The sequence below is a fragment of the Nocardiopsis deserti genome, assembly GCF_008638355.1.
Taxonomy (GTDB): domain Bacteria; phylum Actinomycetota; class Actinomycetes; order Streptosporangiales; family Streptosporangiaceae; genus Nocardiopsis; species Nocardiopsis alborubida.
This window is the reverse complement of record NZ_VWVS01000022.1, coordinates 51,662-76,644: the sequence shown is the minus strand read 5'-3', so window position 1 is coordinate 76,644 and position 24,983 is coordinate 51,662. Positions and strand designations below refer to the sequence as shown.

The window sequence follows — 24,983 nt, the reverse complement described above, 5'->3', positions numbered from 1 at the left end:
GGAGTGTCTGACCTAAGCTGGTGCGCATGCTGGCTGCACCGACACTCCCTGTGGCGCCCCGAGGCCCGGCCCCCAGGCCGCGCCATATCCGCGAACTCCTCGACGCGGGCGAGCCGATGTTCTCCTTCGAGTTCTTCCCGCCCCGCACGCCCCAGGCGCAGGAGCGCCTGTGGCGTGCGATCAGGGAGATCGAGGCCCTCGGCCCCGCCTTCGTCTCGGTCACCTACGGCGCGGGCGGCAGCACGCGCGGACTGACCGTGGAGACCACCGAGCGCATCGCGACCGACACCACACTGCTGCCGGTCGCGCACATGACCCTGGTCGACCACTCCGTCGCGGAGCTGCGCCACCTCGTCGGCCGCCTCGCCGACGCGGGCGTGTCCAACATGCTCGCCGTGCGCGGCGACCCGCCCGGCGACCCCGACGGGGAGTGGGTCTCCCATCCCCAGGGGCTGACCTACGCCGAGGAACTGGTGCGCCTGATCAAGGACAGCGGCGACTTCTGCGTGGGTGTGGCCGCCTTCCCCTTCAAGCACCCGCGTTCGGCCGACGTCGAGACCGACACCGACCACTTCGTGCGCAAGTGCGAGGCGGGCGCCGACTACGCCATCACGCAGATGTTCTTCGACCCCGAGGACTACCTGCGCCTGCGCGACCGGGTGGCCGCGCGCGGCTGCGAGGTGCCGATCATCCCCGAGGTCTTCCCGGTGGTGCGCACCTCGTTCATCCCGCGCTCGGAACAGCTCTCCGGCGCGCCCTTCCCCGCCGACCTGGCGGAGAGGTTCGCCTCCTTCGGCGACGACGCCGAGTCCGTGCGGGCCTTCGGCATCGAGCACGCCCAGCGCATGTGCGAGCGGCTGCTGGCCGAGGGCGCGCCGGGCATCCACTTCATCACCTCGAACCGGTCCACGGCCACCAGGCAGATCTACCGGGAGGTCTCCGGCCACCGGAGCCCGTCAGAGGGAGCCGGGCGGCCATGATCGAGAAGGGCTGACCGGGGCTGCCGGGGAAGCGGAAGTCCTCCAGCACCTCGGTGAACCCGCAGGAGCGGTACAGGTGGCGCGCCGCGGAGGGTCCCGAACGCGTGGACAGCACCGCGGTGCGCTCCGGCCTGTCCCGGCACAGGGCGTGGAGCAGGGCGCGGCCCACGCCCCGGTTCTGCGCGTCCGGGTGGACGTGCACCTCGGCGACCTCCAGGGCGTCGGACAGGCAGCGGCGCGCCTGGCGGGCCCCCGCGCCCGCGCGCAGCCCCTCCGCCACCGTGTCGTGCCACCACTGGCCGCCGTGCCCGTGGAAGCCGTAGGCGAAGCCGACCGGGAGGCCGCCGCGCACGGCCACCACAGCGCGAAAGCCCGGGTTGCGGGCGTGGCCGTTCATGACGGAGGCGCGCCCGGGCAGCTGCTCCGGGGGCGGCCGCATGGCCGCCTCGTACACCTGGAGCAGCGCGGGGACGGCGTGCGTGAAGGCGGGTGGGGCCAGCTCGCGCAACTCGGTATCGGCTACCACGGGCCAAGGGTAGTTCCCCGGCGTCCCCGCGTCCCGGGTTTTCGGCGCGGACGGGGTGCGCGCGGTGCCGCGCGGGGTTCTTGACGGGTCCGGCGGCCTGGGGTTAACTGGATCACGTCGAACAGGAGTTCGACGCGCTCCGTCGGACCCCCCTCCGGCGGGAGGGCGGCGCGGCCGGGTTGGGGAGGGGAAGCCCCACGTCCGGTCGCGCCGCTCCGGGGAGTGTTCCGCTGGAGGCTTTCGAGCCCGAGAGGCTCCGGGAACACGACCCGGCCCCGTCCGCCGGCCAGTCCCCGGCCTGTCGGACACGACGAGAACCGGCGCCCCGTCGGGGCCGCCGGTTCTCGTCGAGCGGGTGTGGATCTCTTCGGTCGTCCCGGTTTCGGGTACCGGTCAGAAGGCGTCGACCGCGCGGCGCGCCTCGGGGTCGAGGACGCCCCAGTTGATGAGCTCCTCGGTCAGGTCGCCGGGCGACTTGTCGTAGATGACCGCGAGTGAACGCAGGTCCTCCTGGCGGATGGAGAGCACCCGCCCGTTGTAGTCACCCCGCTGGCTCTGGATCGTGGCGACGTAGCGGGACAGCGGTCCGGCCTTCTCCTGCGGCAGCTGCTGCATGCGCTCCAGGTCGATGACCAGCTTGGGCGTGGGGCCCAGCGGGGTGGGAGCCGCGCCGCCCGGCAGCAGCTCCGACATCGGCACGCCGTAGAAGTCCGCCAGCTCGGCGAGCTTCTGGACGGTGACGGCGCGGTCGCCGCGCTCGTAGGAGCCCACCACGACGGCCTTCCAGCGACCGTGGGACTTCTCTTCCACCCCGTGCAGGGACAGGCCCTGCTGGGTGCGGATGGCACGCAGTCGCGCACCGAGGGACTTCGCGTATTCGGATGGCATCTTCTTGTCGCTCCCGGCCGTGACAGTGGCTGGCGTGGTGGGGGGACGTCCGCTCGTACTCGGCGGGCCGCCTGGGCGGTCCAGCGGATGGTCACGGGATGCAACCCCACCCGGCAGTGGTTACAGACAGTGACGGTAGGGGGGTCTGCCTTCCAGGTCAAGCCGTTGGTGTGAAACGCGACTAATCAGTGGCCAAACCGTGCGTAAGTGAGACACCTCTCATGTCCGGACCGAACGGGGCGAGTCGTGCGTCACGATGGCATGAAAAGCCCGCTCCTCCTGGGTATTTCAGGTTTCAGCCCCTTCGTTGCCGTATCCAATGGGTGGCGACATGACCACATTTCAGGGGATACATGTTCGCTTGGGGTGTGACCAGAGTCACATTTGTAACCTCGGGTCATCGACCGCCTCGCGGGGGTCGCGGGCGCCGCTGGTAGCGTGGATCCGATCGACATCCTTTAACGACCTGTTCAGTGAGGCAGGGAAGGGGGTCACTACTTTGCGTGCACAAAAACCGACGTCCGGTGACGCCGGTGGCGGTCCCTCCGCACCCGAGGTGCCCGAGGGCACCCGCGCCGTCCTCGACGGCAACGAGATCAACCGGGCGCTGACCCGCATCGCCCACGAGGTGCTCGAACGCACCAAGGGCGGCCGGGGCGTCACACTCCTGGGCATCCCCTCGCGCGGGGTCCCGCTCGCCCACCGCCTGGCGCGGCGCATCGAACGGGTGGAGGACCTCACCGTCCCCGCGGGCTCGCTCGACATCACCATGTACCGCGACGACCTGCGCTCCGCCCCCGTCCGTGCCCTCGGCCGGACCGAGATCCCCCACGGCGGGCTCGACGACCGCGTCGTCGTCCTCGTCGACGACGTCCTCTTCTCCGGCCGCACCGTCCGCGCCGCCCTGGACGCCCTCGGCGACCTGGGGCGCCCCCGCGCCGTCCAGCTCGCGGTCCTGGTCGACCGGGGCCACCGCGAACTGCCCATCCGCGCCGACTACGTGGGCAAGAACCTGCCCACCTCGCTGCGCGAGAGCGTCACCGTGCGCCTGGAGGAGACCGACGGACACGACGCGGTGCTGCTCGGCCCGTCCCGCCCCCGCCCCGGCACCGACGAGGTGAACGACTGATGCGCCACCTGCTCTCCGCCGGCGACCTCTCCCGCGACGAGGCCACCCTCGTCCTGGACACCGCCGCCGAGCTCGCCCAGGTCGGCGACCGCTCCGTCAAGAAGCTGCCCACCCTGCGCGGGCGCACCGTGGTCAACCTCTTCTACGAGGACTCCACCCGCACCCGCACCTCCTTCGAGCTGGCCGCCAAGCGCCTGTCCGCGGACGTCATCAACTTCTCCGCCAAGGGCTCCAGCGTCTCCAAGGGCGAGAGCCTCAAGGACACCGCGCTGACCCTCCAGGCCATGGGCGCCGACGGCGTCGTCATCCGGCACAGCGCCTCAGGCGCCGCCCACCGCCTCGCCAACTGGGTGGACGGGTCCGTCCTCAACGCGGGCGACGGCACCCACGAACACCCCACCCAGGCCCTGCTGGACGCCTTCACCATGCGCTCGCGCCTGGGGCGCCTGGAAGGGTTGCGGGTGGCCGTCGTCGGCGACATCCTGCACAGCCGGGTCGCCCGCTCCAACGTGCTGCTGCTCACCACCCTGGGCGCGCACGTCACCCTGGTCGCGCCGCCCACCCTGCTGCCGGTCTCGGTGCACACCTGGCCGTGCGAGGTCTCCTACGACCTCGACGGCGTCCTGCCCAAGTCCGACGTCGTCATGATGCTGCGCGTACAGGCCGAGCGCATGCACGAGTCCTTCTTCCCGTCCACGCGCGAGTACAGCCGCAACTACGGCCTGGACGGCGAGCGCCTGTCCCGCATGCCCGAGGACGCGATCGTCATGCACCCCGGCCCGATGGTCCGCGGCATGGAGATCTCCGCCGAGGTCGCCGACTCACCCCGCTGCACCGTCACCGAGCAGGTCGCCAACGGCGTCAGCCTGCGCATGGCCGTGCTCTACCTGCTGCTCAGCGGCTCCTGACGGCCCAGCCGCGGGGCCCGCCCCCGCGGCCCCGCGCCACCGCATCCGAGGGACGCGAGGCCCCGCCGCGGGTCCGGAGACCCCGGTCCCCGCGGCGCCCGAACCGCCCGGCCCCGGCCCCGCGCCGCCCCTCCCCATCCCAGAACACGAGGAAGCCAACACCGCGATGCCCGACACCCACGGACCGCACCTGATCCGCGGCGCCCGCCCGCTCGGCGGCGACCCCGTCGACCTGCTCCTGGCCGACGGCCGCATCGCCGCGACCGGCCGGGACCTGGACGCCCCCGAGGACGTCCGGACCGTCGACGCCACCGGCCTGATCGCCCTGCCCGGCCTGGTGGACCTGCACACCCACCTGCGCGAGCCCGGCCGCGAGGACGCCGAGACCGTCGCCACCGGCTCCCGCTCCGCCGCCATGGGCGGCTACACCGCCGTCCACGCCATGGCCAACACCGACCCCGTCGCCGACACCGCCGGGGTCGTCGAACAGGTCTGGCGCCTGGGCCGCGAGGCCGGGTACTGCGACGTGCGCCCCGTCGGCGCCGTCACCGTCGGCCTGGCCGGGCAGCGCCTCTCCGAGATCGGCGCCATGGCCGACTCCGCCGCGGGCGTGCGCGTCTTCTCCGACGACGGCATCTGCGTCTCCGACGCCCTGCTCATGCGCCGCGCCCTGGAGTACGTCAAGGCCTTCGACGGCGTCGTCGCCCAGCACGCCCAGGAGCCGCGCCTGACCCAGGGCGCCCAGATGAACGAGGGCCGCGTCTCCGACCGTCTGGGCCTGCCCGGCTGGCCCGCGGTCGCCGAGGAGGCGATCATCGCCCGGGACTGCCTGCTCGCCCAGCACGTGGGCTCGCGCCTGCACGTGTGTCACGTCTCGACCAAGGGCTCGGTCGACATCATCCGCTGGGCCAAGGCCCGCGGCTGCGACGTCACCGCCGAGGTCACACCCCACCACCTCCTGCTGACCGACGAGCTGGTGGAGGGTTACGATCCCGTCTACAAGGTCAACCCGCCCCTGCGCACCGCCGAGGACGTCCAGGCGCTGCGCGAGGGCCTGGCCGACGGCACCATCGACATCGTCGCCACCGACCACGCCCCCCACCCCGCGGAGGCCAAGGAGACCGAGTGGTCCACCGCCGCCATGGGAATGGTCGGACTGGAGACGGCGTTGGCGGTCGTGCAGCGCACGATGGTCGACACCGGTCTCCTGACCTGGGCCGACGTGGCCGACCGCATGTCCGCGGCACCGGCCCGTATCGGCCGCGTCCACGACCACGGGCATGACCTGGCCGTCGGCCAGCCCGCCAACGTGGTCCTGTACGACCCGGCCGCCGCCGTCGACGTGGACGGCGCGGCCATGGCCAGCAAGAGCGGCAACACGCCCTTCCGGGGCATGACCCTGCCCGGTCAGGTGCGCGCCACGTTCCTGCGCGGCGCCCCGACCGTCCTGGAGGGGAAGATCCAGTGAGCACAGAACAGAACACCCGGGCCGCCGACGGCCCGGCGGAGGAGGGGGCGAACGTGTCCGAGAGCGGACCCGCGATTCTGGTACTCGAGGACGGCCGGGTCTTCCACGGCCGCTCCTTCGGCGCCACCGGGGAGACCTTCGGCGAGGCGGTCTTCAACACCGGCATGACCGGCTACCAGGAGACCCTCACCGACCCCTCCTACCACCGCCAGATCGTGGTGATGACCGCCCCCCACATCGGCAACACCGGCGTCAACGACGACGACCCCGAGTCCGGCCGCGTCTGGGTCGCCGGGTACGTCGTGCGCGAGCCCGCCCGCATCACCTCCAACTGGCGGGCCGAGCGCACCCTGGACGAGGAGCTGCGCCGCCAGGGAGTGGTCGGCATCGCCCTCACCGGCACCCGCGCCCTCACCCGCCACCTGCGCGACAGGGGCGCCATGCGCGCCGCCATCAGCACCACCGAGACCGACCCGCGGGCCCTGCTGGAGCGCGTGCGCCAGCAGCCCGCCATGGCCGGGGCCGACCTGGCCGCCGAGGTCAGCACCCGCGAGCCCTACGAGGTTCTGCCGCCCGAGGGCGTGCCCGCCCGCTTCCACGTCGCCGCCGTGGACCTGGGCATCAAGGCCATGACCCCCCAGCGCCTGGCCGAACGGGGGTGCCGGGTCACCGTGCTGCCCTCCACCGCCACCACCGAGGACATCCTCGCCCTGGACCCGGACGGGGTGTTCTTCAGCAACGGCCCCGGCGACCCCGCCACCGCCGACGGGCCCGTCGCCGCCATGCGCGGCGTCCTGGAGGCGGGACGGCCGCTCTTCGGGATCTGCTTCGGCAACCAGATCCTGGGCCGCGCCCTGGACCTGGGCACCTACAAGCTGCCCTTCGGGCACCGGGGCGTCAACCAGCCGGTGATCGACACCCGCTCCGGCAGGGTCGCCATCACCAGCCAGAACCACGGCTTCGCCGTCGACGCCCCCCTCGACACGCCCTTCGACACCCCCTACGGCCGGGCCGAGGTCAGCCACATCGGCCTCAACGACCGCGTCGTCGAGGGCCTGCGGCTGCTGGACCGCCCCGCGTTCAGCGTCCAGTTCCACCCGGAGGCCGCCGCCGGCCCCCACGACGCCGCCGAACTCTTCGACGCGTTCGTCGACCTGATGTCCGCCCAGCCCGCTCCGGCTGCCAAGTAGCAAGAGGAAGCAGAGCATGCCGCGCCGTAGTGACCTTTCATCCGTCCTCGTGATCGGCTCCGGCCCGATCGTGATCGGGCAGGCGGCCGAGTTCGACTACTCGGGCACCCAGGCCTGCCGGGTTCTGCGGGCCGAGGGCCTGCGGGTCATCCTGGTCAACTCCAACCCGGCCACGATCATGACCGACCCGGAGATCGCCGACGCCACCTACGTGGAGCCGATCACCACCGAGATGATCGAGAAGATCATCGCCAAGGAGCGCCCCGACGCGCTCCTGCCCACCCTGGGCGGCCAGACCGCCCTCAACGCCGCCGTCGCCCTGGACGAGGCGGGCATCCTCGACAAGTACGGCGTCGAGCTCATCGGCGCCAACATCGAGGCCATCCAGTCCGGCGAGGACCGCGAGAGCTTCAAGGGCATCGTCGAGCGCATCGGCGGCGAGTCCGCCCGCTCGCGCATCTGCCACACCCTGGAGGAGTGCCTGGCCGCGGCCGAGGAGCTCTCCTACCCCGTCGTCGTGCGTCCCTCCTTCACCATGGGCGGCGCGGGCTCGGGCTTCGCCCACGACGAGGCCGAGCTGCGCCGCATCGCCGGGCAGGGGCTGGCGCTCTCCCCGACCACCGAGGTGCTCCTGGAGGAGTCCATCCTCGGCTGGAAGGAGTACGAGCTGGAGCTGATGCGCGACACCAACGACAACGTCGTGGTCGTGTGCTCCATCGAGAACCTCGACCCCATGGGCGTGCACACCGGCGACTCCATCACCGTCGCCCCCGCCATGACCCTCACCGACCGCGAGTACCAGAAGCTGCGCGACATCGGCATCGCCGTCATCCGCGAGGTCGGCGTGGACACCGGCGGCTGCAACATCCAGTTCGCCGTCCACCCCACCACCGGCCGGGTCATCGTCATCGAGATGAACCCGCGCGTGTCGCGCTCCTCGGCGCTGGCCTCCAAGGCCACCGGCTTCCCGATCGCCAAGATCGCCGCCAAGCTCGCCGTCGGCTACACCCTGGACGAGATCCCCAACGACATCACCCGGGAGACCCCGGCCAGCTTCGAGCCCACGCTCGACTACGTCGTCGTCAAGGTGCCCCGCTTCGCCTTCGAGAAGTTCCCCGGAGCCGACCCCGGCCTGACCACCACCATGAAGTCGGTGGGCGAGGCCATGGCCATCGGCCGCTCCTTCCCCGAGGCCCTCCAGAAGGCCATGCGCTCCCTGGAGAAGAAGGGCGTCGGCCTGACCTGGGAGGGTCAGCCCGGCGACAAGGACGAGCTGCTGCGCCTGGCCGCCACCCCCACCGAGCACCGCCTGCGCCAGGTCCAGCAGGCCCTGCGCGCCGGGGCCACCGTCGAGGAGGTCCACGAGGCCACCCGCATCGACCCCTGGTTCGTGGACCAGATGCTGCGCCTGGAGGAGGCGGCCCGCGTCCTGGCCGACGCCCCCAAGCTCGACGCCGACCTGCTGCGCCAGGTCAAGGGGCTGGGCTTCTCCGACCTCCAGATCGGCCAGATCACCGGCCGCAGCGAGGACGTGGTCCGCGAACTGCGCCACGCCCTGGGCGTCCACCCCGTCTACCTGACCGTGGACACCTGCGCCGCCGAGTTCGAGGCCCGCACGCCCTACCTGTACTCCAGCTACGACGAGGAGACCGAGGTCCCCACGGGCGACCGCCCCAAGATCATCATCCTGGGTTCGGGGCCCAACCGGATCGGCCAGGGCGTGGAGTTCGACTACTCCTGCGTCCACGCCTCCTTCGCCCTCTCCGACGCCGGGTACGAGACCGTGATGGTCAACTGCAACCCCGAGACGGTCTCCACCGACTACGACACCAGCGACCGGCTCTACTTCGAGCCGCTCACCCTGGAGGACGTGCTGGAGGTCGTGCGCGCCGAGCAGGCCGCCGGACCGGTCGCCGGGGTCATCGTCCAGCTGGGCGGCCAGACCCCGCTCGGCCTGGCCCGCCGCCTCAAGGACGCCGGGGTGCCCATCATCGGCACCAGCCCCGAGGCCATCGACCTGGCCGAGGACCGCGGCGAGTTCGGCAAGGTCCTGGCCGCCGCCGGGCTGCCCGCGCCCAAGTACGGCACCGCCCACTCCTTCGCCGAGGCCAAGGCCGCCGCGGACGAGATCGGCTACCCCGTCATGGTCCGCCCCTCCTACGTGCTGGGCGGCCGCGGCATGGAGATCGTCTACAGCGAGACGATGCTCGCCGACTACATCGAGCGCAACGCCGAGGTCAGCCCCGAGCACCCGGTGCTCATCGACCGCTTCCTCGACGACGCCATCGAGATCGACGTCGACGCCCTCTACGACGGCCGCGACCTGTACCTGGGCGGGGTCATGGAGCACATCGAGGAGGCCGGGATCCACTCCGGCGACTCGGCGTGCACCCTGCCCTCCATCACCCTGGGCCGCGAGGACATCGAGCGCATCCGCTACTCCACCGAGGCCATCGCCCGGGGCACGGGCGTGCGCGGGCTGATCAACGTCCAGTACGCGCTCGCCTCCGGCGTGCTCAACGTCCTGGAGGCCAACCCGCGCGCCTCGCGCACCGTGCCGTTCGTGTCCAAGGCCACCGCGGTGCCGCTGGCCAAGGCCGCCGCCCGAGTCATGGCCGGGAGCACCATCGCCGAACTGCGCGAGGAGGGCATGCTGCCCGCCAGCGGCGACGGCGGCGACCTGCCCGCGGACGCCCCGGTGTCGGTGAAGGAGGCGGTGCTGCCCTTCAACCGCTTCATCGACAAGGAGGGTGAGGGGGTCGACACCATCCTCGGCCCCGAGATGCGCTCCACCGGCGAGGTCATGGGCCTGGACACCGAGTTCGGCGCCGCGTACGCCAAGTCGCAGCTGGCCGTCAACGGCTCCCTGCCCGAACGGGGCCGGGTGTTCGTCTCGGTGGCCAACCGCGACAAGCGGTCGATGATCTTCCCGGTCAAGCGCCTGGCCGACCTCGGCTTCGAGATCCTGGCCACCGAGGGCACCGCCGTGGTCCTGCGCCGCAACGGCGTGCACGCCACCGTGGTGCGCAAGCACAGCGAGGGCAGCGGTCCGGCGGGCGAGCCCACCATCGTCCAGCTCATCCACGCCGGGGGCGTCGACCTCATCGTCAACACGCCCTTCGGCAGCGCCGGGCAGGCCGGTCCGCGCCTGGACGGCTACGAGATCCGCACCGCGGCCGTGGTGCGCGGCGTGCCCAGCGTGACCACCGTGCAGGGCCTGGCCGCCGCGGTCCAGGCCATCGAGGCGCGGGTGCGCGGCGACGTCGGCGTGCGCTCCCTCCAGGAGCACGCGAGCACCCTCACCGCCAGCCGGGCCTGAGCAGCGTTTCTGGGGGCCTCCGCGCCGCCCGCCCGTCGCCGCCACCGCCCGCGGGGGCGCTTCGCGCCGGGCGGGCTGCCGCCCCCAACGGACGCTACGCGCAGTACCTTCCTTTGTCCGGGCGCCCGAAGAGCGGGAAGCGGGTTGTAGCAGGCACGGCGGTGTCTCCGGCGGGTTCGCGAGGAACGGGCGAACCCGCCTCCGCCACCTCCAGAACCCCGCGGGGGCCCGAACCAGCCGGGCCGCGGACGGGGGTGCCGTGGACGGTGTGTCCACGGCGCCCCCGCCTATACGGTTGGCGCACAGGAGACGACGCAGGAATCCCAGAGGGGGGAGGGCGGCGCCGACGCCCCGGTGTCCGCGACACCGGGCTCGGGCGCCACGACCTGATGAGCGACAACGGACCGGTGCAGACCAGGTGCCCCGTGCTGAACGTGCGCAGGGTGGACGCCTACTACGCCATCACCGTGGTCGCCCCGGGCATAGCCGAGCGGTTCCGCTCCGGGCAGTTCGTGTCGGTGGCCGTCGGCGGCGACCACTCCAGCACCCTGCTGCGCCGCCCCTTCGCCATCCACGACGTCAAGCCCGACTACGGCGGCACCGTCGAGTTCCTGTTCTCGGTGCGCGGCACCGGCACCGCCTGGCTGTCCGAGCGCCGCTCGCGCGACCTGCTGGACGTGGTCGGCCCCCTGGGCCGCCCCTTCCCGCTGCCCCGCGAGCCGGTCAACTGCGTGCTGGTGGGCGGGGGCTCGGGCAGCGCCCCGCTGTTCCCGCTCGCCCAGTCGCTGCGCAGGCGCGGCTGCCGGGTGGACTTCGTGCTGGGCGCCGCCTCCGCCGACCGGGTGTTCAGCGCCATCACCGCCCGCCGCATCGCCGAGACGGCCGCCTTCACCACCGACGACGGCTCCTTCGGCACCCGCGGCCGCGTCACCGACGTCCTGGGCAGGGTGATCGAGGACTGCCGCTCCGACGCCGTCTACGCCTGCGGCCCCATGCCGATGCTGCGCGCGGTCACCTCCGTGGCGGCCAGCCACGGCATCCCCGTCCAGGTGGCGGTGGAGGAGACCATGGCCTGCGGCACCGGGATCTGCATGACCTGCGTCATCCCGGTGGTGGGCGAGGACGGCATCACCCGCATGGTGCGCTCCTGCGTGGACGGCCCGGTCTTCCGGGGCGAGCAGGTGCGCTTCGACGACGTGGGCACGATCCCCTTCGACGCCCTGGGCGCCCCGGGCTGGAAGGGCTCCAGCGCGGCCCGCGCCGCGGAGACGGCCCGCGACATCGCCTGAGGGTCCCGGCCCCGCCCCGGGCCCGACCACCACCAGACAGTGGGTGAGAAAGTGAACGCAGACCTCAGGACCCGGATGGGCGGCTGGGAGCTGCCCAACCCCGTGGTGACCGCCGCCGGGTGCGCCGGAGCGGGCCGCGAGCTGGCCCAGTTCCTCGACATCGCCTCGATCGGCGCCGTCACCACCAAGTCGGTGATGCTGGAGCCCCACGCCGGGCGCCCGGCCCCGCGCATGGCGGAGACGCCCAGCGGGATGCTCAGCACGACGGGCATGCAGGGCCCGGGCGTGGACGTGTTCCTCCAACGGGACCTGCCCTGGCTGCTCTCCCGCGGCGGCCGGGCGATCGTCTCCGTCGCGGGCACCGGCATGGGTGAGTTCGGCGAGCTCGCCAGACGCGTCTCCGCCGCCGAGGGGGTCAGCGCGATCGAGGTCAACCTCTCCAGCCCGGACCCGTCCGACCCCGCGGGGCGCCGCTACGTCGACGACGCCGCCCAGGCCGCGGCGGTGGTGCGCACGGTGCGCTCCCACACCCGCTCGGGCCTGCCGGTGCTGGCCAAGCTCGCCGCCGACGTCCCCGACGTGGTGGAGCTGGCGGCCGCGTGCGTGGAGGCGCGCGCGGACGGGCTGTCCATGGTCAACACCGTGCGCGGCATGGCCGTGGACACCCGCACGCTGCGCCCGGCGGTCGCCGGGGGGATGGGCGGGCTGTCGGGACCGGCGATCCGCCCGCTGGCGGTGGGGTGCGTCTACCGGGTGCACGAGGCGATGCCGGACGTGCCCATCATCGGGATGGGCGGGGTCCGCACGGGCGCCGACGTGATGGAGTTCATGGCGGCCGGGGCCTCCGCCGTGGCGGTCGGCACGGTCAACTTCTCCGACCCCTCGGCGTGCGCCCGCGTGCTCCGCGAGTTCACCGAACTGCTGGAGGCCCGCGGGCTGAGACGGGCCGCCGACCTGGTGGGCGCCGCCCACCGGACGGGTGTGGGGGCGTGACAGGCCGGGCACGGGGCGCACAAGGGCCCTGACCGGCCTGAACGGCGTTCAGATGGCGCTGTGCGACCAAACACGCGCAAGTGGTCTCTACCACTGTCCTGGTCACTGCGACCCGTCTGCGGCCGCCTGGGAGGCCGTTACGGGGAAGTGACACGGGTGGGGCGCATGAAGCGGCTCATCCGGGGAACCGCACACCTTGATGGTGTGCACATGACAGCGAACGTGCATTCTCAGGTGCCGCGGTAAGCACGTCCGCAAGTACGTCCGTGCCTTGCACGCGCCGACTCCGGTCGGCGGCACACGATGGGAGATACCGACATGACCGAGACCACCACGCCCTCCGCGCCCATCGCCGTGGCGCTCGACGCCAGGGACCTGGAGACCGCGGCCACCTGGGCCTCCGCGGTCGCGCCGCACGTGAGCACGGTCAAGGTGGGCCTGGAGCTGTACCTGCGCTACGGGCCCGACGTGGTCAGCGCGGTGCGCGGCGCCAGCCGGCTGGGGGTCTTCCTCGACCTGAAGCTGCACGACATCCCGGCCACGGTCGCCGGTGCCGCGCGCAGCGTCGCGGGCCTGCGGCCCTCGATCCTGACCGTGCACGCCGGGGGAGGGGCGGACATGGTCCGGGCCGCGGTGGAGGCCGCGCCCGAGACCAGGATCGCCGCCGTGACGGTGCTCACCTCGATGGACGAGGAAGACCTGGAGCAGGTGGGGCTGCTCGGCCCGGCGCGCGACGCGGTGCGGCGCCTGGCGGTCCTGGCGGTGGGCGCCGGGGCCCGCGCGCTGGTCTGCTCGCCGCAGGAGGTGGCCCTGCTCCGCTCCGAGGTCGGGCCGGACATCACCCTCATCACGCCGGGAGTGCGCCCGGCGGGGGCGGACAGGGGCGACCAGTCGCGCGTGGCGACCCCGGAGGAGGCCGTGGCGGCCGGTGCGGACCTGTTGGTCATCGGCCGTCCCATCACCCGCGCGCCGGACCCGGGGGCGGCGGCGGCCTCCCTCGCGGCGGCCGTGCGGAGGGCGGGTGTCCGCGTCTAGGGAGCGAAGGGGTCGGGGGCCGCGCGGGCGCCCTTCGACGGTGTCGGGAGGCTTTGGGCGAAGGGATCGACGGAACGGGGAGACGAACCAGTGCACGGGGTCCTGCGGGTCCGATTATGTGTCACTGTCGGTCACTGATTTGGCATGTCCGAAATTCGCCGAGCACTGCCGAGAGTGACCCGCGTCACCCCTGTGTGACCTGCGCTGGTGGCACCCTCCGCGCCTCCTCTAATCGGGACCAAAGTCCTGGTTTTCGTCTCCGAATGCAGTCGGCTAACAACTCTCAGTAGTTAGTTCGACGAAATAGCCGTTGAAAGGGCACTTTGCGTTGCCTAACAGGGGTCAGACCTACTAACTTGCGCAGGCGTCCGCCCTCTACAAACGAGTAGAAATCCGAGGTGACCCGGCGTGGCCCTTCCTCCCCTGACACCCGAACAGCGCACCGCGGCTCTGGCCAAGGCCGCCAAGGCCAGAAAAGAGCGCGCGGAGGTCAAGAACAAGCTGAAGAACGGCGGCATCTCGCTGTCCGAGGTCCTTTCCAACGGCCTCAAGGACGACGTCATCGGCAAGATGAAGGTTTCGGCTCTGCTCGAATCCCTTCCCGGCGTCGGCAAGGTCCGGGCCAAGCAGATCATGGAGCGGCTCAACATCGCTGAGTCGCGCCGTGTCCGCGGTCTGGGAACCAACCAGCGCGCCGCCCTCGAGGCCGAGTTCGGCGACCTCACCAAGTAGCACCAGGCAGTACCCGCAGTACCCGCAGTACCGAGCAGCACCTGAACGCAGTGCACCGGTCCGCCGCGTCCCCCACAGTCGCGGCGCACACCACGCCGCGACAGCGGCCGACCCCCGGTGAGCTCTGGCCGGGCCGCGGCCGGCGGACGGGTGGCCCCAGGTCACGACCGTCCGCCGCGCCGCGGCCCGGTGGTATAAAGGAAGCTTCCCGCGACCGTACGCGGACACCCCGCACACCAGACCGCCCGCACGGTGACGGCGCCCGGACCGGCTCCGGCCCGCCGGAGCGCGACGCGAGGGCCACGGCCCCGCCCGTGACGGACGGGCCCGAAGGGAAGCCTCGAACACACATGCCCGATCCCGGATCCCAGTCCCGCCCGGCACAGAAGCGGTTGACCGTTCTGTCCGGACCCTCGGGTGTGGGCAAGAGCACGGTGGTGGCCCACCTGCGCCGTGAGAACCCCGACGTGTGGCTCTCGGTCTCGGTCACCACGCGCGGGCCCCGCCCGGGCGAACAGGACGGCGTCCAGTACCACTTCGTCACCGACGAGGAGTTCGACCGCCTCGTCGCCGAGGACCAGCTCCTGGAGTGGGCCCAGTTCGCGGGCAACCGCTACGGCACCCCGCGTCGGCCCGTCGAGGAGCGCCTGCGCGCCGGAGTGCCCGTCCTGCTGGAGATCGAGCTCCAGGGCGCCCGCCAGGTGCGCGCTTCCATGCCCGACGCCCTGCACGTCTTCCTCGCTCCGCCCTCCTGGGAGGAGCTGGTGCGCCGCCTCACCGGACGCGGCACCGAGTCCGACGAGGTCATCCAGCGCCGCCTGGACGTGGCCAGGGTCGAGCTGGCCGCCGAGAAGGAGTTCGACACCACCCTCGTCAACACGTCCGTGCAGGACGTGGGCGACGAGCTGCTAGCGTTGATCACCGCGCCCAAGGTGTGATAGCGGCCGGGCCCGAGGCCCGCGCCACCCGCGCCGCGCCGGGAACCGTCCCGACGGCGCCCCAACGTCCGTCCACCGCGGCTCCGCGACGAGCCGCGGACCATTCCTGGGGGTAATGAAGTGGCTGGTACCGAGCCCGTCGCCGAAGGCATCACCAACCCGCCGATCGATGATCTGCTGGAGCTGGTGGACAGCAAGTACAGCCTGGTCACCATGGCCTCCAAGCGGGCCCGCCAGATCAACGCCTACTACGCCCAGCTGGGCGAGGGCCTGCTGGAGTACGTCGGCCCGCTGGTGGAGACCCAGGTCCAGGAGAAGTCGCTGTCCATCGCCCTGCGCGAGGTCAGGTCGGGCCTGCTCACCGCTGAGCCCTACGAAGGTTCCTGAGCTGTTCCTCCGCGTGCTCGCAAGCTCGCACGGGGCTCGGGGCGCGGAGAACCGGGTCGCGCGCCTGAGGGGGCACAGTGCCTTCGCCAGCGCCCGGCTCGTTCCTCGCTGACGGCTCGACCCGTCTCGCGGAACCCGGTACGCCCCTCGCGTCCCGCCCGCCGCGCCCCTGGCGCGCGCGGGGCGGCCGGGGGCTGGTAGAACTCCTTCCTGTGAGTGACACAAACGTTCCCCGCGTGGTCCTCGGCGTCGGCGGCGGCATCGCCGCCTACAAGGTCTGCGAACTGCTGCGCCGCCTGACCGAGTCCGGCCACCGGGTCCGGGTCGTGCCCACCGCCGAGGCCCTGCGCTTCGTCGGTGAGCCCACCTGGGCCGCCCTGTCCGGCCAGCCCGTCGCCACCGGAGTGTGGGACGGGGTACACGAGGTCCCGCACGTGCGCATCGGCCAGGAGGCCGACCTGGTGTTCGTCGCCCCGGCCACCGCCAACATCCTGGCCAGGGCCGCCGCGGGGCTGGCCGACGACCTGCTCACCAACACCCTGCTCACCGCGCGCTGTCCGGTGGTGTTCGCGCCAGCGATGCACACCGAGATGTGGGAGCACCCCGCCACGCAGGCCAACGTGGCCACCCTGCGCTCGCGCGGCGCCGTCGTCCTCGACCCGGCCGTGGGCCGCCTGACCGGCGCCGACACCGGACGGGGGCGCCTGCCCGAGCCCTCCGAGCTGTTCGAGGCCGCCCGCCTCGTGCTGCGCCGCGGTGCGGCCGTCCCCGACCTCGCCGGACGGCGCGTGGTGGTCTCCGCGGGCGGCACCCGCGAGGCCGTCGACCCGGTCCGCTTCCTGGGCAACCACTCCTCGGGCAAGCAGGGGTACGCCCTGGCGCGCACCGCCGCCGCACGCGGCGCCGACGTGACCCTGGTCGCCGCCAACGTCTCCCTGCCCGACCCGGCCGGGGTGCGGGTGGTGCGCGCGGGCTCGGCCGTGGAACTGGCCGAGGCCATGGAGGCCGAACGCGTCGGCGCGGACGCGATCGTGATGAGCGCCGCGGTGGCCGACTTCCGTCCGGTCGCCAGTGCCGCCTCCAAGATCAAGAAGAGGCCCGGCGCGGCGCCCGCGCCCATCGAACTGGCCGAGAACCCCGACATCCTCGCCGGGCTGGTCGCCTCCCGCGACGCCGAGGGACTGGCGCAGACCGTCGTGGGCTTCGCCGCCGAGACCGACGACGTGATCGCCAACGGCCGCGCCAAACTGGCCCGCAAGGGCTGCGACCTGCTCGTGGTCAACCAGGTCGGCGGCGGGCGCGCGTTCGGCACCGAGGACAACCAGGCCGTCATCCTGGGCTCGGACGGCACCGCGGTGGACGTGCCCACCGGGCCCAAGGAGGACCTCGCCGACCGGATCTGGGACCTGATCCTGCCGCGCCTGGGCTAGGTACCGCGCGTCCCCGGCGCCCCGGCGCGGGCGGGCGGCCGCCGGGACCCGGCCCGGCCGAACCACGCGTGCCCAGGACTGGATTCCCACCGCCGAGTACGTCAGACTTCGACGTGCACCCGTGACGACCGGGGAGGTCGGCCGCGGGGTGCCCGCCCCCAGCAGTCCCGTTACAGTGGACCAATAACCAACCCCGTCGGTCGGTATTGGCCGCCCCGGCAGGCAGCCGGGGGCGCCCGTGCCGCACCGGTACATGTCAGCCAGCAGCCGCTGCAAGGAGTCACGCAACGTGTCCCGCCGCCTTTTCACCTCCGAGTCGGTCACCGAAGGCCATCCCGACAAGATGGCCGACCAGATCAGTGACGCGATCCTCGACGCGATGCTCACCCACGACCCGCGCAGCCGGGTCGCGGTCGAGACGCTGATCACCACCGGTCAGGTCCACATCGCGGGCGAGGTCACCACCCAGACCTACGTCGACATCCCCGCCATCGTGCGCGGAAAGATCCTCGAGATCGGCTACGACTCCTCCGCCAAGGGGTTCGACGGTGACTCCTGCGGGGTCAACGTCTCCATCGACGCGCAGTCCCCCGACATCGCCCAGGGCGTCGACACCGCCTACGAGGCGCGAGTCGACAACGAGGACGACGCCCTCAACCGGCAGGGCGCGGGCGACCAGGGCCTGATGTTCGGCTACGCCAACCGCGAGACCCCCGAGCTCATGCCGCTGCCGATCAAGCTGGCGCACTCCCTCTCCGAGCGCCTGGCCGGGGTCCGCCGCAACGGCACGGTGCCCTACCTGCGCCCGGACGGCAAGACCCAGGTCACGGTCGAGTACGACGGCCAGACCCCGGTCCGCCTGGACACCGTCGTGGTCTCCAGCCAGCACTCGGCCGACATCAACCTCGACGAGATGCTCGCCCCCGACATCCGCGAGCACGTCATCGAGCCGGTCGTGGCCGCCTACGGCCTGGAGTCCGACGACTACCGGCTCCTGGTCAACCCGACCGGCCGGTTCGAGATCGGCGGCCCCATGGGCGACGCCGGGCTCACGGGCCGCAAGATCATCGTGGACACCTACGGCGGCTACGCCCGCCACGGCGGCGGTGCCTTCTCCGGCAAGGACCCGTCGAAGGTGGACCGCTCGGCCGCCTACGCCACCCGCTGGGTCGCCAAGAACATCGTCGCGGCCGAGCTCGCCGAGCGCGCCGAGGTCCAGGTCGCCTACGCCATCGGCAAGGCGCACCCGGTCGGCGTGTTCATCGAGACCTTCGGCACGGAGAAGGTCGCCCCGGAGCTGATCGAGAAGGCCGTCAAGGAGGTCTTCGACCTGCGTCCGGCCGCCATCGTGCGCGACCTGGACCTGCTGCGCCCGATCTACTCCCGGACCGCCGCCTACGGCCACTTCGGCCGTGAACTGCCCGAGTTCACGTGGGAGAGCACCGAGCGCGCCGCCGCGCTGCGCTCCTTCGTGGGCGCCTGACCCGCACCCGTGGCGCCGGCCCCCGCGGGGCCTCCAGGGCGCGTACGGCCGTCACCGGCCGTGCGCGCCCTCGCGCGTGTTCCGGGTTCCTCCGCATGGCGCACGATCGAAGTGACTACTCCGTGTTATTCCGTATAGACGTAATGTCATTTCTGTGCTCGTACGCGGAGGAGACCATGGCCGTAGCAACGGCGGTGTCTGCGGTGGGGCTGATGGCCCTGCTCACCCTGCCCGGCGCCCACCACGCACCCGGCGAGACGGGCGGCGGCGGAGGGGAGGTCGTGCCCGGCGCGGACAGCCTGCACGTGGCCCTGGAGTCCCGCGCCGACGCGCAGCGGCCGGGTCCGGGCGACCGGATCCACTACACGGTCAACGTGCGCAACACCGGCGAGGAGGCGGTGTCCGACGCCGAGATCGTGCAGTTCCTCCCCCCGACGGTGCGCTACGTCTCGGGGACGTCCGGGGCCGAGGCGGGGGAGGGGCGGGTGACCTGGTCGCGGTCCCTGGAACCCGGCGACCGCGCGACCATGCGGTTCACCGGCGAGATCACCGCGGTCCGCGGCGGGGGGCTGCACCCGGTCGCCACGGTCTGCGCGCGCCCGGAGCCGGGAGCGGTGCTGGTCTCCTGCGACGCCGCCGTGCACCGGGTCCACGGTGTGGTGCCGCCGGTGTGGGTGGTCACGGTACTGGCCTTCGCGGCCTCCGTGGCGCTGTGCGTCGGCGGCCTGGTGCGCCACCGCGACACCCGGGCGCGGCTGGAGCGGGAGCCCGGACCGGGGGCGGTGCTCGTCTCCGCGGGCGCTGACGGAGCGGAGGGGACCGCGGCGAGCGCGCCCCGGGAGCCCGCCGGGGCCGGGTCCCTCCCGGAGGCGGAGAGGGCCGCTGACCGGCCGCGGACCGTGCTCGAGTCGCTGATCGTCCACAGGGCGGCGCCCGATCGCGTCACCGGGGAGACCGCCGGAGCACGGGCCCGGGCGGTCCTCGCGACCGCGGAGGAGCCCGAACCGGCAGAGGCGCCCGAGGCCGTCCGCGTGCCCGGCCTCGGGACGGAGCCCGAGGCCGGTCCCCGGGCCGAGCGGGAGCGCGTACCCGCCGAACCCGCACCCGAGTCCGCGGAGGAGTCCGAGTCCGCACCCGAGTCCGCGGAGGAGCCCGAGTCCGCGGAGGCACCCGAACCGGTCGCCGGGCCGCGCGCCTGACACGCGGACGGGCCGCGCCCCCGGTGCATTCCGGGGAGCGCGGCCCGTCCGGGGGCTCAGCTCAGCTCGTCGAGGGCCTTCTCCGCCTCGGCCAGCCACGAGCGGCGGGCCTCCAGCGCGTCCTCGTACTCCCTGACCCGGCGCTCGTCACCCTTCTCCCTGGCCTTGTCCAGCTTGGCCTCCAGGTCGGCGATCGCCGACGCCAGCTGGGCGGCCGTGTCCCTGGCGCGGGCCCGCGCCTCGGGGTTGCTGCGCTCCCACTCGGCGTCCTCGGCCCGGCGCACACCGTCCTCGATCTGGCGGAAGGCGCCCTCCAGCTGGTCGCGCACGTCGCGCGGCAGCTCACCGGCCTCCTCCCAGGCGTCCTGGAAGTCGCGCAGCCGCGCACGCGCCCGGCGCGGGTCGGAGATCCCCGGGATCTCCGCCTTGGCCTCGGCCAGGATCCGTTCCTTGGCCTCGGCGTTGACCCGCAGTTCGGCGTCGCGCTCGGCGAAGGTCGCGTTGCGCGCGTCGAAGAAGGTGTCCTGCGCGGCCTTGAAGCGCGCCCACAACTTGTCCTCGCTCGCCCGGTCCGCGCGGCCGCTGCGCTTCCACCGCTGCATCAGGTCGCGGTAGGCACGGGCCGTGGCCCCCCAGTCGGTGGAGTCCGACAGGGACTCGGCCTCCACCACGATGCGCTCCTTCTCCACGCGCACCGACTCGCGCTCCTGGTCCAGGTTGGCGAAGTAGGCCTTGCGCCGCTTGGAGAAGGAGTTGCGCGCCGCCGACATGCGCTTCCACAGCGCCTGCTCGGTGGGCCGGTCGGCCCGCGGGGCCTTCTTCCACTCCTCGATGAGCTGGAGCATCCGCTCGCCGCCGGACTTCCAGTGCGTCGTCTCCACCGCGACCCGCTCGGCCTCGGCGACGATGCGCTCCTTGACCTCCCGGGCCTGGCCGCGCGCCTGCTCCTGCGCCTGCTTCTGCTCGACCTTGCGCTCCTCGGCGCGGCCCGCCAGCGCGTCCAGGCGTCCCATCAGCGACTCCAGGTCGCCGACCGCGTTCGCCTCCCGGACCGAGTCGCGCAGCTTGTCGATGTTCGACATCGCGGCGGAGGCGGACAGGTCGGTGTTGCGGAGCCGGTTCTCCAGCAGCTCCACCTCGGTGACCAGGGAGTCGTACTTGCGCCGGAAGAAGGTCAGGGCCTCCTCAGGCGCCCCCGCCTGCCACGATCCGACGACCCGCTCGCCTTCGCTCGTGCGCACGTAGACCGTGCCTTCGTCGTCTACGCGGCCCCAAGGGTCCGTGGTCACCGTGTCCTCCTGCTGTCATGAACCCGGCCGTGGGGCGGGTTCGGGTCGTCGCGTCGCACTCCTCGCCGGTTCGTGATGGGAACCACCGTGCTGAGCACGATATCCCCGCGATCCGGTGAGGGGCGCCGCGCCGTGAATTCACGTCTGCGCGGATCACGCTGGTCCGCGCGCCCTCGGGTATCGGGCCGGGCCGCCCTCCCGCCCAGCGCAGGCGCAGGTCGGGGCCCCGGCGTGCACCAAGGACGGTGACCAATATGGCATTACCACGCGGTTTGGCAAAGAGGCCAGCCGCGGGCGGTGATCGAATGGTGATCAAACGCGTACCGGGGCAAGACAACCGGGTCGCCGACCCTCCCGTGCCTCGATAGGCTGCACCCGGGGGACGCTGCGTCCGGACCGCGGACCCGCCGCCCCGCGACCGCGTACCCGACCGAGGACAGGACGACATCCGCCGTGCTCATCGCCGCACTTCCCACCGGGCCCCTCGCCGCGAACTGCTACGTGCTCGCACCGGCCCCGGGCGGCGACTGCGTCATCGTCGACCCCGGCCAGGAGGCCACCGAGCAGGTCGACAAGGTCCTGTCCGAGCACGGGCTGACCCCCGTCGCGGTGCTGCTCACCCACGGCCACTTCGATCACGTCTGGTCGGCCGCCGACCTGTGCGCGCGCCACGGCGTCCCCGTCCACCTGCACGCCGAGGACCGCGGGCTGCTCACCGAGCCCGCCGCGGGGGTGGACCCCGGTTTCGCCGCGCAGCTGTCCGCCCTGCTGGGCCCGGGCCCGCACGCCGAGCCCGACGACCTGGTCGAGGTCTCGGGCGGCGAGACCCTCACCCTGGCCGGACTGGACTTCGGGGTCGAGCACACCCCCGGCCACACCCCCGGATCGGTCGTGTACACGGTGACCACCGAGGACGGCGTCCCCGTGATGTTCGCCGGGGACCTGGTCTTCGCCGGTTCCATCGGCCGCACCGACTTCCCCGGCGGCGACCACACCGCCATGCTGCGCAGCCTCGCCAGCGCGGTGCTGGGCCGCCCCGACGCCACCCAGGTCCTGCCCGGCCACGGCCCGGCCACCACCGTCGAGCGCGAGCGCGCCACCAACCCCTACCTGCGCGATATCACCGGCTGACCCCGCCTCCCGGCCGCCCTCCCGTCCCGCAGGAACGACGTATGACCACCCCACGCCACCGAGGCGCCCACCGTCCGAGCGCGCCCGCGCGGCCGCGCGGCGGACGAGATACCCGCACCGGCCCCGCCTGAGGGCGGGCTGCCGGTGGCTTCGCACGCCCTTCCCCGGGCTTCCCCCCAGCGGGTGCCCGAAGGCCGTGTGCGCAGGATCTGGCCCGCACCCGAGCGCAGGTCGGGCACACTTGACACGAACTGAAGACGCTGAAGGAGTAGTCCGTTGATACGCACGCATGAGGCAGGTGCGTTGCGCGCCGAGCACGCAGGCGCGACCGTCGTCCTCGCCGGGTGGGTGGCACGCCGCCGTGACCACGGCGGGGTGGTCTTCCTCGACCTGCGCGAGGCCTCCGGGGTGGTCCAGGTCGTCGTCCGCGAGGACGACCTCGCCCACGACCTCCGCGCCGAGTACTGCATCAAGGTCACCGGCTCGGTCCGGGTCCGCCCCGAGGGCAACGAGAACCCCGAGATCCCCACCGGCGCCGTCGAGGTCGTCGCGGACGAGATCGAGGTGCTCAGCGAGGCCGCGCCGCTGCCCTTCCAGCTGGACAGCGCCGCGGACGTGGCCGAGGAGACCCGGCTGCGCTACCGCTACCTGGACATCCGCCGTCAGGAGATGGCCGACAACCTGCGCCTGCGCTCCAAGGCGACCTACGTCGCCCACGAGGTCATGCGCGACCTGGGGTTCACCTACGTCGAGACCCCCTACATGACCCGCTCCACGCCCGAGGGCGCCCGCGACTTCCTCGTCCCGGTCCGCCTCCAGCCGGGCCACTGGTACGCGCTTCCGCAGTCCCCGCAGCTGTTCAAGCAGCTGCTCATGGTCGGCGGCATGGAGCGCTACTACCAGCTCACCCGCTGCTTCCGCGACGAGGACCTGCGCGCGGACCGCCAGCCGGAGTTCACCCAGATCGACCTGGAGATGAGCTTCGTCGACGAGGAGGACCTCTTCGCCGTCGGCGAGAAGCTGTTCACCCGCCTGCTGCGCGAGGTGCGCGGCGTCGAGCTGCCCGAGCGCTTCCCGCGGATGCGCTACGCCGAGGCCATGGACCGCTTCGGCTCCGACAAGCCGGACCTGCGCTTCGGCCAGGAGCTGGTCGAGGTCACCGCCTACTTCGCCGACACCCCCTTCCGGGTCTTCAAGGCCCCCTACGTGGGTGCCGTGGTCATGCCGGGCGGCGCCTCCCAGACCCGCAAGGAGCTGGACGCCTGGCAGGAGTGGGCGCGCTCGCGCGGCGCGAAGGGCCTGGCCTACGTGCTCGTCCAGGAGGACGGCTCCCTGGGCGGCCCGGTGGCCAAGAACCTCTCCGAGGCCGAGCGCGAGGGCCTGGCGGCCCAGGTCGGCGCCGCGCCGGGCGACGCGGTGTTCTTCGCCGCGGGCCCCCGGACCGGGAGCCAGGAGCTGCTGGGCGCCGCCCGCCTGGAGATCGGCAGGCGCTGCGACCTGATCGACACCTCCCGGTGGGAGATCCTGTGGATCACCGACATGCCCCTGTTCGAGGAGGCCGACGAGGAGGGCTCCTGGAAGCCGGTGCACCACCCCTTCACCGCTCCGGCGGTGGAGGACGAGGCCGACTTCCAGGACCACCCGGGCACCACCGACTCCCGGGCCTTCGACCTGGTGCTCAACGGCTACGAGCTGGTGTCGGGCTCCATCCGTATCCACCGGGCCGAGATGCAGCAGCGGATCTTCGACGTCATCGGCCTGAGCAAGGCCGAGGCCGAGTCGAAGTTCGGGTTCCTGCTGGAGGCGTTCAAGTTCGGCCCGCCGCCGCACGGCGGCCTGGCCGTGGGCTGGGACCGCATCGTCATGCTGCTGGCCGGGCAGCCGACCATCCGCGAGGTCATCGCCTTCCCCAAGACCGCATCGGGCGGCGACCCGCTGACGGGCGCGCCCACGCCGATCACCGCTGACCAGCGGGCCGAGGCCGGGGTGGACGCCGACCCCGAGGCCGAGGAGAGGGAGAAGCAGAAGTAGGGGGACGCGGACCCCGTCGGGGGGGGGGGGGGGCGCCCGCGCCCCCCCCCCCCCCCCCGGGGGGGGGGGGGGGGCCCCCCCCCCCCCCCCCCCCCCCGACTCGTGTTCCGGGGGAGGGCACCGAAGGACCGGATCCGTCCTCCGGGCGTCCCCGGGGGCCGAAGAATTTCGCGGCTTCCGTGAGGTGCCCGAATTCATCCTATTTTGAACCTGTCTCATTCGGTCACTCGGCGAAAACAGGCGGTTATCGGGCGTCATGAAAGGGTGTGCGCGTGGCCGGACACGGCCCCGGGGCCCCGGTACGGATGCGCGGACAGCCGTCATCCCCTACCGTTGAGGGCGAATCACCCCTTCCGAGCCGCGATGAGAACGTGTTGTGGAGTGGACACGGATCTCACGGGGACGCCCCGCCCGCGGGTGGAAGTGGTGGCGGAGTGCATTCTGCGCTGTTGAGTCACACGGGCGTAACGATTTCCATCCTGCGGTCGATCGGGTGCGACCGCGGGTGCGGAGTCCGGCGCCCTCCCGTCGCGCCGATGGAGTACGCGGGTCCGCGTCCAGCCAGTTCACACGGACACCGGACGACGCGTGCGTCGGCCCCGCCCCCGTTCCGGCACCGGATCCGGCCCAGCCCCGGA

20 protein-coding genes are annotated in these 24,983 nt (G+C 72.7%); 17 read left to right on the top strand and 3 right to left on the bottom strand.

Annotated features, from left to right (window positions below):
* The first annotated feature begins 50 nt into the window (after positions 1 to 50).
* Complete coding sequence (gene metF, locus FYW99_RS26685; protein ID WP_150254817.1) at positions 51 to 980, top strand: methylenetetrahydrofolate reductase [NAD(P)H]; 930 nt, start codon at positions 51 to 53, stop codon at positions 978 to 980.
* On the opposite strand, the gene FYW99_RS26680 is transcribed toward metF, so the two are convergent.
* Positions 892 to 1,506 (bottom strand): GNAT family N-acetyltransferase, encoded by a 615-nt coding sequence (locus FYW99_RS26680; protein WP_190394821.1) that lies wholly within the window; start codon positions 1,504 to 1,506, stop codon positions 892 to 894. The genes metF and FYW99_RS26680 overlap by 89 nt on opposite strands.
* A 393-nt stretch (positions 1,507 to 1,899) precedes the next feature.
* Positions 1,900 to 2,394, bottom strand: a complete 495-nt coding sequence (gene bldD, locus FYW99_RS26675; RefSeq protein WP_013154123.1) for a transcriptional regulator BldD — start codon at positions 2,392 to 2,394, stop codon at positions 1,900 to 1,902.
* 499 nt (positions 2,395 to 2,893) lie between these two features.
* Here bldD and pyrR point away from each other — a divergent pair, with 499 nt between their 5' ends.
* From pyrR to FYW99_RS26605, 14 genes are all read left to right on the top strand, one after another.
* The gene (pyrR, locus tag FYW99_RS26670) at positions 2,894 to 3,523 is read left to right on the top strand and encodes a bifunctional pyr operon transcriptional regulator/uracil phosphoribosyltransferase PyrR (RefSeq protein ID WP_150254778.1); all 630 of its coding nucleotides are present in this window, start codon (positions 2,894 to 2,896) and stop codon (positions 3,521 to 3,523) included.
* Positions 3,523 to 4,431 (top strand): aspartate carbamoyltransferase catalytic subunit, encoded by a 909-nt coding sequence (locus FYW99_RS26665; protein ID WP_150254777.1) that lies wholly within the window; start codon positions 3,523 to 3,525, stop codon positions 4,429 to 4,431. Before pyrR ends, FYW99_RS26665 begins: the two co-directional genes overlap by 1 nt.
* A gap of 166 nt (positions 4,432 to 4,597) precedes the next feature.
* Positions 4,598 to 5,899, top strand: coding sequence for a dihydroorotase (locus tag FYW99_RS26660; protein WP_150254776.1), 1,302 nt, complete (start codon positions 4,598 to 4,600; stop codon positions 5,897 to 5,899).
* A 53-nt stretch (positions 5,900 to 5,952) separates the two neighbouring features.
* The gene (carA, locus tag FYW99_RS26655; protein ID WP_150254815.1) at positions 5,953 to 7,089 is read left to right on the top strand and encodes a glutamine-hydrolyzing carbamoyl-phosphate synthase small subunit; all 1,137 of its coding nucleotides are present in this window, start codon (positions 5,953 to 5,955) and stop codon (positions 7,087 to 7,089) included.
* A 16-nt stretch (positions 7,090 to 7,105) separates the two neighbouring features.
* Positions 7,106 to 10,408: a carbamoyl-phosphate synthase large subunit gene (gene carB / locus FYW99_RS26650; protein ID WP_150254775.1), complete on the top strand. Its 3,303-nt coding sequence runs from the start codon at positions 7,106 to 7,108 to the stop codon at positions 10,406 to 10,408.
* A 389-nt stretch (positions 10,409 to 10,797) separates the two neighbouring features.
* On the top strand, positions 10,798 to 11,697 hold the full coding sequence (locus FYW99_RS26645) for a dihydroorotate dehydrogenase electron transfer subunit (RefSeq protein WP_130394540.1): 900 nt from the start codon (positions 10,798 to 10,800) through the stop codon (positions 11,695 to 11,697).
* A gap of 51 nt (positions 11,698 to 11,748) precedes the next feature.
* The gene (locus tag FYW99_RS26640; RefSeq protein ID WP_150254774.1) at positions 11,749 to 12,690 is read left to right on the top strand and encodes a dihydroorotate dehydrogenase; all 942 of its coding nucleotides are present in this window, start codon (positions 11,749 to 11,751) and stop codon (positions 12,688 to 12,690) included.
* Positions 12,691 to 13,008: 318 nt separating this feature from the next.
* A complete protein-coding gene (gene pyrF, locus FYW99_RS26635; protein ID WP_150254773.1) occupies positions 13,009 to 13,725 on the top strand; it encodes an orotidine-5'-phosphate decarboxylase in 717 nt (238 codons plus the stop codon).
* Between the two features lie 408 nt (positions 13,726 to 14,133).
* Positions 14,134 to 14,457 carry an integration host factor, actinobacterial type gene (gene mihF, locus FYW99_RS26630; RefSeq protein ID WP_017565056.1) on the top strand — a complete coding sequence of 108 codons (324 nt, stop codon included), beginning with the start codon at positions 14,134 to 14,136 and terminating at the stop codon, positions 14,455 to 14,457.
* Between the two features lie 350 nt (positions 14,458 to 14,807).
* A complete protein-coding gene (gene gmk / locus FYW99_RS26625) occupies positions 14,808 to 15,395 on the top strand; it encodes a guanylate kinase (RefSeq protein ID WP_150254772.1) in 588 nt (195 codons plus the stop codon).
* A gap of 120 nt (positions 15,396 to 15,515) precedes the next feature.
* The gene (gene rpoZ / locus FYW99_RS26620; RefSeq protein ID WP_013154112.1) at positions 15,516 to 15,782 is read left to right on the top strand and encodes a DNA-directed RNA polymerase subunit omega; all 267 of its coding nucleotides are present in this window, start codon (positions 15,516 to 15,518) and stop codon (positions 15,780 to 15,782) included.
* A gap of 236 nt (positions 15,783 to 16,018) precedes the next feature.
* On the top strand, positions 16,019 to 17,212 hold the full coding sequence (coaBC, locus tag FYW99_RS26615) for a bifunctional phosphopantothenoylcysteine decarboxylase/phosphopantothenate--cysteine ligase CoaBC (protein ID WP_150254814.1): 1,194 nt from the start codon (positions 16,019 to 16,021) through the stop codon (positions 17,210 to 17,212).
* A 289-nt stretch (positions 17,213 to 17,501) separates the two neighbouring features.
* Complete coding sequence (metK, locus tag FYW99_RS26610) at positions 17,502 to 18,695, top strand: methionine adenosyltransferase (RefSeq protein ID WP_150254771.1); 1,194 nt, start codon at positions 17,502 to 17,504, stop codon at positions 18,693 to 18,695.
* A gap of 176 nt (positions 18,696 to 18,871) precedes the next feature.
* Positions 18,872 to 19,894 carry a DUF11 domain-containing protein gene (locus FYW99_RS26605; protein WP_150254770.1) on the top strand — a complete coding sequence of 341 codons (1,023 nt, stop codon included), beginning with the start codon at positions 18,872 to 18,874 and terminating at the stop codon, positions 19,892 to 19,894.
* A 56-nt stretch (positions 19,895 to 19,950) separates the two neighbouring features.
* Here the strand turns inward: FYW99_RS26605 and FYW99_RS26600 are convergent, their stop codons facing one another.
* Positions 19,951 to 21,183 carry a DUF349 domain-containing protein gene (locus FYW99_RS26600; RefSeq protein WP_150254769.1) on the bottom strand — a complete coding sequence of 411 codons (1,233 nt, stop codon included), beginning with the start codon at positions 21,181 to 21,183 and terminating at the stop codon, positions 19,951 to 19,953.
* A 453-nt stretch (positions 21,184 to 21,636) separates the two neighbouring features.
* On the opposite strand from FYW99_RS26600, the gene FYW99_RS26595 reads away from it, so the two are divergent.
* Entirely contained in the window at positions 21,637 to 22,314 is a 678-nt protein-coding gene (locus FYW99_RS26595) for an MBL fold metallo-hydrolase (protein ID WP_150254768.1), read from the top strand.
* Between the two features lie 276 nt (positions 22,315 to 22,590).
* Positions 22,591 to 24,345: an aspartate--tRNA ligase gene (gene aspS / locus FYW99_RS26590; RefSeq protein WP_150254767.1), complete on the top strand. Its 1,755-nt coding sequence runs from the start codon at positions 22,591 to 22,593 to the stop codon at positions 24,343 to 24,345.
* The last annotated feature ends 638 nt before the right edge of the window (positions 24,346 to 24,983 follow it).